Origin of the sequence: Trinickia symbiotica (genome assembly GCF_003028655.1) — a bacterium.
Classification (GTDB): Bacteria; Pseudomonadota; Gammaproteobacteria; order Burkholderiales; family Burkholderiaceae; genus Trinickia; species Trinickia symbiotica_A.
In genome coordinates this window covers 1-436 of the sequence record NZ_PYUC01000065.1, presented here as the reverse complement: position 1 = coordinate 436, position 436 = coordinate 1, and the positions used below count along the sequence as shown (strand labels likewise).

At 32.1% G+C, this 436-nt stretch carries 1 protein-coding gene; it reads right to left on the bottom strand.

Annotated elements, in window-relative coordinates; translation table 11 throughout:
• The coding region (locus C9I57_RS33765) for a methyl-accepting chemotaxis protein (RefSeq protein ID WP_258187933.1) at positions 1-436 on the bottom strand (436 nt) is incomplete at both ends.

Below are 436 nucleotides of genomic sequence, written 5' to 3'. Positions count from 1 at the left end.
ATATTATCAAATGCTTCTTGTACTTTATAAACCATTCTTTGAATACTTACAACAGCATTTGAAGATTGTTCTGCAAGGGTTCTTACTTCTTCCGCTACTACAGCAAAACCTTTACCCATTTCTCCTGCTCTTGCTGCTTCAATTGCCGCATTTAGTGCAAGCAGATTTGTTTGCTCAGCTATCTCGCCAATTGAATCTGCCATAAGTTTAACACTTTGCACAACTTTTCCATCTTCTATCGCTTTCAAAATATTTTTCCTATTTTCTTCATATATTATATTTCCTTGTTCTATATTATCATTTGCCTTTTCTTTTATCTTAATAGCTCTTTCTTTAATTTCAATTGCAGACTTAAAACTAATATTTGATTTCTTTGTTAATTCATTTGTTGCATTTCCTATTTCTTCTGCTGAAGCACTAACTTCTTGAGTTGTAG